General features: G+C 68.2%; 5 protein-coding genes. 3 read left to right on the top strand and 2 right to left on the bottom strand.

From position 1 onward, the window contains the following. Positions 1 to 160: 160 nt before the first annotated feature. Positions 161 to 1,516 carry a 3-oxoacid CoA-transferase subunit B gene (locus ACH65_RS21100; protein WP_049624010.1) on the bottom strand — a complete coding sequence of 452 codons (1,356 nt, stop codon included), beginning with the start codon at positions 1,514 to 1,516 and terminating at the stop codon, positions 161 to 163. A gap of 213 nt (positions 1,517 to 1,729) precedes the next feature. Here ACH65_RS21100 and ACH65_RS17955 point away from each other — a divergent pair, with 213 nt between their 5' ends. The 3 genes from ACH65_RS17955 to ACH65_RS17945 all read left to right on the top strand — a co-directional run bounded on the left by ACH65_RS17955 (position 1,730) and on the right by ACH65_RS17945 (position 4,772). Continuing rightward, complete coding sequence (locus ACH65_RS17955; protein WP_049624009.1) at positions 1,730 to 2,098, top strand: BlaI/MecI/CopY family transcriptional regulator; 369 nt, start codon at positions 1,730 to 1,732, stop codon at positions 2,096 to 2,098. Continuing rightward, on the top strand, positions 2,085 to 3,665 hold the full coding sequence (locus ACH65_RS17950; protein WP_049624008.1) for a M56 family metallopeptidase: 1,581 nt from the start codon (positions 2,085 to 2,087) through the stop codon (positions 3,663 to 3,665). The genes ACH65_RS17955 and ACH65_RS17950 overlap by 14 nt, the downstream gene beginning before the upstream one ends. A gap of 96 nt (positions 3,666 to 3,761) precedes the next feature. Beyond that, entirely contained in the window at positions 3,762 to 4,772 is a 1,011-nt protein-coding gene (locus ACH65_RS17945; RefSeq protein ID WP_049624011.1) for an isoaspartyl peptidase/L-asparaginase family protein, read from the top strand. 39 nt (positions 4,773 to 4,811) lie between these two features. Here ACH65_RS17945 and ACH65_RS17940 read toward each other — a convergent pair whose 3' ends face one another. Further along, on the bottom strand, positions 4,812 to 5,162 hold the full coding sequence (locus ACH65_RS17940; RefSeq protein WP_049624007.1) for a hypothetical protein: 351 nt from the start codon (positions 5,160 to 5,162) through the stop codon (positions 4,812 to 4,814). Positions 5,163 to 5,653: the final 491 nt, after the last annotated feature.

The raw sequence follows: 5,653 nt of genomic DNA, 5'->3' as shown, positions 1-5,653 counted from the left end.
GTGATAAAGAGACAGTGCTTGCAGGGGGAGGCTGGGAGGGGGTGAAGTCTGGCCTCGAGGCAAGGGTTTACCCCTCCCCAACCCTCCCCTGCACGCAGGGGAGGGTGCAGGCAGGAGAGACTTTGAGCAGGCTCTGAGGAGAAAAGCGAGCGCGCAGCCCTCAGCCCAACCCGGCCGCCACTTCGAACGCGCAGCCGGTCTTGACCTTCACCTCGTCCAGGCTCACGCCTTCGTTGAGCTCGATCAGGGTGAGGCCCTGGCCCTTCGCCACCTCGAACACGGCGAGGTCGGTGATGATCAGGTCCACCACTTCCTTGCCGGTGATCGGCAGTTCGCATTGCGGCTTGATCTTGGGCGTGCCGTCCTTCGCGGTGTGCTCCATCAGCACCACCACGCGCTTGACGCCGCTGACCAGGTCCATCGCGCCGCCGGGGCCCTTCACCATCTTGCCCGGCACCATCCAGTTGGCGAGGTCGCCGGTGCAGGAGACTTCCAGCCCGCCGAGGATGGAGAGATCGACGTGGCCGCCGCGGATCATCGCGAACGACTCCGCGCTGGAGAAGAAGCTCGAGCCGGGCAGGGCGGTGATGGTCTGCTTGCCGGCGTTGATCAGATCCGGATCGACGTGCGCCTCGTCCGGGAACGGGCCGATGCCGAGCAGGCCATTCTCCGATTGGAGGGTGACGTCGATGCCCGCCGGGATGTAGTTCGCCACCAGGGTGGGGATGCCGATGCCGAGGTTCACGTAGAACCCGTCGCGCAGCTCCTTCGCGGCGCGGCGCGCCATGGCGATGCGCACCGGGCTCTCCTTGCCGGTGTTGGCGCCGGCCACGGTGCGGAACTCGACGCGCTTCTCGTAGCCCAGGCCCTGGATGATGCGGTCCACGTAGATGCCGGGCACGTGGATCGAGTCCGGGTCGAGCTCGCCCACTTCCACCAATTCCTCCACCTCGGCCACGCAGAGCTTGCCGCAGGTGGCGATCATCGGGTTGAAGTTGCGCGCGGTCTTGCGGAACACCAGGTTGCCCAGCGCGTCGCCCTTCCACGCCTTCACGATCGAGAGGTCGGCGTGGATGGCTTCCTCCAGCACGTATTCCTTGCCGTCGAAGACCCGGATGTCCTTGCCGTCGGCCAGCTTGGTGCCGAACGCGGTGCGGGTGTAGAAGCCGGGGATGCCGGCGCCGCCGGCGCGCAGCTTCTCCGCCAGCGTGCCCTGCGGCACCAGGTGCAGCTCCAGTTCGCCGGCCAGCACCTGGCGCTCGAATTCCTTGTTCTCGCCCACGTAGGAGGCGTACACGCGCTTCACCTGGCGCGTCTTGAGCAGCGGCCCCATGCCGAAGTCGTCCACGCCGGCGTTGTTGCCCACGATGGTGAGCCCGCGGGTGCCGGCCGCGAGCAGCGCGCCGATCAGGTTCTCGGGAATGCCGCACAGGCCGAAGCCCCCGGCGGCGATGGTCATGTCGTCGAACAGCAAGCCGTCGAGCGCGGCGGCCGCACTGGCAAACACCTTGTTCATGGGGCAAAGCCTTCCGGGGGAATCCGGCCGCCAAGGATACGACGGAATGCCGCCGGGCCATGCTGTACCAAGGTCGTAAGCGGGTGGAGCGTGTAGCCTCACGATGACGCAGGCGGCCGCACGGCACGGTCAGGGGCTATTTCATCGGCAGCGAAAGCGTTGACATGAACGATTACGTGCGTAAACTCAACTGAAAAATTACAGGCGTAAACGATGATCAGCGAAGCCGAGGCGGTAGTGATGGAGGTGCTCTGGCTGCACGAGCCGCGCAGCGCCGAGGAGATCCTGGCCGAGGTAGGGCCGACGCAAGGATGGCAGGAGGGCACGGTGAAGTCGCTGCTCAACCGTCTGTTGAAGAAGAAGGCGGTGCAGGCCGCGCGTGACGGTCGCCGCTATCTCTACAGCGCCCGACTCACCCGCGAGCAATACGTCTCGCAGCAGAGCAAGGGCCTGCTCGACCGCCTGTTCGGCGGCCGCGTGGCCCCGCTGGTGGCGCACTTCTCCGAGCAGCGCAAATTGTCCAAGCGTGACATCGCCGAGCTGCGCAAGCTGCTGGAGGAATTGGACGATGAGCAGCGCTGAGCTGGCGAACATCGACTGGTTCGCCCGTGGCGGGACGATTTGCCTCGCCTTCACTACCGCGACGCTGTGCGTGATGCTGCTTCGGCGTCTGTGCCGCCGGCTGTTCGGGGCCGAACGCGCGTTTCTGCTGTGGCTGCTGCCGCCCCTGGCGATGCTGGTCAGCCAGTTGCCGCACCCTGCGGCACAGCATGGGCCGGCATTGCCGCCGGTATTGCTCACGGTCACCGCGATGACCGAAGCATGGTCGGTCCCCGCCTCGCCCCGGCTTCCATTCGACTGGCGAGCATGTGTCCTGCTGGTTTGGCTCACAGGTGCGGCGGCGAGCGTGGGCCTGGCTGTCCTAGCGCAGCAGCGCTATCGCCTTCGTCTGCGAGGAGCCGTGCCGATGACGGGCCTGCCATCGGCGTGGACGGTACTGCGCGCCGCCAGGGCGGACGTCGGGCCGGCGCTGGTCGGCGCCTGGCGGCCGCGCATCGTGCTGCCGGCCGATTTCGAGCTTCGCTACGACGCCGCCGAGCGGGCGCTGATTCTCGCCCACGAGACGATGCATGCGCGTCGCCGCGACGGCTGGTGGTGCCTGGCCGCGCAGGCGGTGAGTGTCATGTTCTGGTTCCACCCGTTGGCATGGCTGGCGGTCGTGGCGTTGCGCCACGACCAGGAACTGGCTTGCGATGCGGCCGTGCTGTGCGAGCACGGCGGGCAGCGGCGTCGCTATGCCAACGCGATGTTGAAGACCCAGTCGGTCGCCCTGGCGCTGCCGGTGGGTTGCCCCTGGTCACCCCGTCATCCACTTACGGAGCGTATTGCCATGTTGAAGCAGCAACCTGGTTTTCCCGGTCGTCGCATGGGCGGTATCGCCATGGCGATGCTCATCGGCACCCTCGGCACGGCGGTTTACGCGGCTGTGCCGGCGCCCGCGCAGGGCGGTGCGAAAACGGCCGTCGCCGACCGCTACACACTGAAGGTGGACGTTGCCTTCGACGGCAAGCCTGCCGCGACGCACTTCACCCAATGCCTGCGCACGGGCAAATATGCCGCCTTCGACGGCACCGAAAGCGGCGTGCCCGAGTGGCACGGGCGATTCGCGGTGACGGCGGCGGGGCCGGATCAGATCGAGATCCGCAGTCAGCTCAAGGGGCGCCTCGACAAGGCGGATGGCGGCACGGAGGCGTTCTCGACTCAGCCGACGGTGCGTACCAAGCCTTTGCAGCGGGCCACGATCCTGGTCGGCGCGCATGTCGCCCCAGGTCAGGGCGGGGACAAGATTTCGGGTACGGCCCATTACATGCAGGTCGACCTGACGCCCTCGGCGGGGTGCGACGGCCTTGCGCCGGCGGCGGCCCTGTCGACGCTGTTCTTTCACGGCATGACGGCGCGCCAGATGGCGCAGTCGGTGGCCGTGCAGTCTGGCTTGGTGCTGCGCAATCCCGAGGTCCTGGACGACCGCCACGCCATTGCCGGCAACTTCGAGCAGGTGCCCCCGCAGGACGCCATGCGGCTGATCGCGGATGTCGTGGGCATGCACGCCGAGTTTTCCGGCAACGAAGTGCGGTTCCAGGCCAAGTAGGCCGATGGCGAAGGCTATACTCCGGCGGTACCCGCCGGAGGACCCCTCGTGAAGCTGCGCCTGTTCATCGCCCTTGCCGCTTTGGGAGCCGCCGCCATGAGCCACGCCACCGCCCCGGTACTGGTGATCCACGGTGGTGCCGGGGTGATCCGGCGCGACATGAGCGCCGAGCGCGAGAAGGCAGTGCGCGCCGCGCTGAAGCTGGCACTGCAGAGCGGCTATGCCCAGCTCAAGGCGGGCAAGGCGGCGGTCGAGGCGGTGAGCGCGGCGATCGTGGTGCTGGAGGACGATCCCAACTTCAACGCCGGCAAGGGCGCGGTGTTCACCCACGAGGGCAAGAACGAGCTCGATGCCGCGATCATGGACGGCTATACGCTGCGCGCCGGCTCGGTGGCGGGCGTGCAACGGGTGAAGAACCCAATCCTGCTGGCGCGTGCGGTGATGGAGAAATCCCCGCACGTGATGCTGATCGGCGAGGGCGCCGAGGCGTTCGCCAAGGAGCAGGGCGTGACCCTGGTCGATCCGTCCTATTTCCGCACCGAGCAGCGCTGGCAGCAGTTGCAGCGGGCGCTCAAGCAGGACAAGGGCGCCGCCGCCGAGAGCGCGGAGGACAAGGCCGCCAAGCACTTCGGCACGGTGGGTGCGGTGGCGCTGGACGCGCAGGGGCGCCTGGCCGCCGGCACCTCCACTGGCGGCATGACCGACAAGCGCTGGGGACGGGTGGGCGATTCGCCGGTGATCGGCGCCGGCACCTACGCCAATTCCGGCTGCGCGGTGTCGGGCACCGGCTGGGGCGAGTTCTACCTGCGTACGGTGGCGGCGCACGAGGTCTGCATGCGGGTGACGCAGATGCGCGTGCCGCTGCAGCGCGCGGCGGCCGAGGTGATCAACCAGGAGATTCCGGCGATGGGCGGCAACGGCGGCGCGATCGCGCTGGACGACAAGGGCCACGTCGCCATGCCGTTCAACACCGACGGCATGTATCGCGGCTGGATCGGCGCGGACGGCGTGCCGCACGTGGCGCTGTACGGCGACGAGGACGACGGCACCGGCCAACTGTCGCCGCCGGCGCCCGCCGACAGCAGCGCGCCGCCTGCCGCGGAATGACGGCGCGCCGGGCGCTCGGGCCCGGCGCGCGGCAGGCTCTTACCAGGCGCGCACGTCGACCACGCTGACCGTGTAGGACTGCATGTCGCTCTGGTAGCGGAACAGGCGGCCGAGGTCGAACTCCACCGCCTGGCCCGGCGCGATGTTGGTGGTGCCGGCCGGCCAGCCCTTCTTGGACTGCAGCACGTGGCCGGTGGAATCCTTCGCGTCGATCTGGATCTGCGCGGCGGCGGCGGCGGCGCAATGGTTCGCCAACTGGCCCTTCAGGCTGAGGCGGCCGCCCGCGGCGCCGACCTTGAAGTCCTGGATGGCAAAATCGGTGGAGGCGCAGCCGGCGTGGGCGGCCAGCGGGGCGAGCAGGAGCACGGAGGCGGCGAGCAGGGTCTTCATGGGTGTTTCCGTCGGAATCCGGGAGGGCAGGAGGGGCTACGCTCCATGCATCGGCGCGGGGGCGGAAATCTTTAGGGGGTTATCCCGGTGAGGCGCGCTGCTGAAGACCCGGCCGGCTTCTGCCGGCGCCCCGCCGTGGCCTCGCGCTCCCAGGTCGATACTCTTCTCCCCCGGGAGAAGGTGCCGGCAGGCGGATGAGGGTCCGGCGCGGAGCGCGGGGGTATCACATACCCTGGTTGCGTTCTGCTCCGAAAGGCGGGCTCGCGTCGTTATGGCCTCAGAGCCTGTTCACGATCTTGCCACCGAAGTGCCGGGGACCATGGAGCGCGTCTTGCGGTAGCCCAGTGGGCACTGGTAGTGGGGCTATCTCGCCCTTGCTCGTCGTTCCGGTGTAGGCCGGAATCGTCACCGCTCAATCGAGCGTTATCGCTCACTGGCTCGCCTGCGGCGGGCTTTCGTCCGCCTGCCGGCGGCCGAGTTACTTTCTCTTG

The organism is Frateuria defendens (genome assembly GCF_001182895.1).
Classification (GTDB): domain Bacteria; phylum Pseudomonadota; class Gammaproteobacteria; order Xanthomonadales; family Rhodanobacteraceae; genus Frateuria_B; species Frateuria_B defendens.
Note: the sequence above shows the minus strand (reverse complement) of the source record. Positions and strands in the feature narration are given on the sequence as shown.

Coding starts and splice junctions, on each gene's coding strand:
- ACH65_RS21100 (WP_049624010.1), bottom strand. CDS start 1,516: ATGAACAAGGTGTTTGCCAGTGCGGCCGCCGCGCTCGACGGCTTGCTG.
- ACH65_RS17955 (WP_049624009.1), top strand. CDS start 1,730: ATGATCAGCGAAGCCGAGGCGGTAGTGATGGAGGTGCTCTGGCTGCAC.
- ACH65_RS17950 (WP_049624008.1), top strand. CDS start 2,085: ATGAGCAGCGCTGAGCTGGCGAACATCGACTGGTTCGCCCGTGGCGGG.
- ACH65_RS17945 (WP_049624011.1), top strand. CDS start 3,762: ATGAGCCACGCCACCGCCCCGGTACTGGTGATCCACGGTGGTGCCGGG.
- ACH65_RS17940 (WP_049624007.1), bottom strand. CDS start 5,162: ATGAAGACCCTGCTCGCCGCCTCCGTGCTCCTGCTCGCCCCGCTGGCC.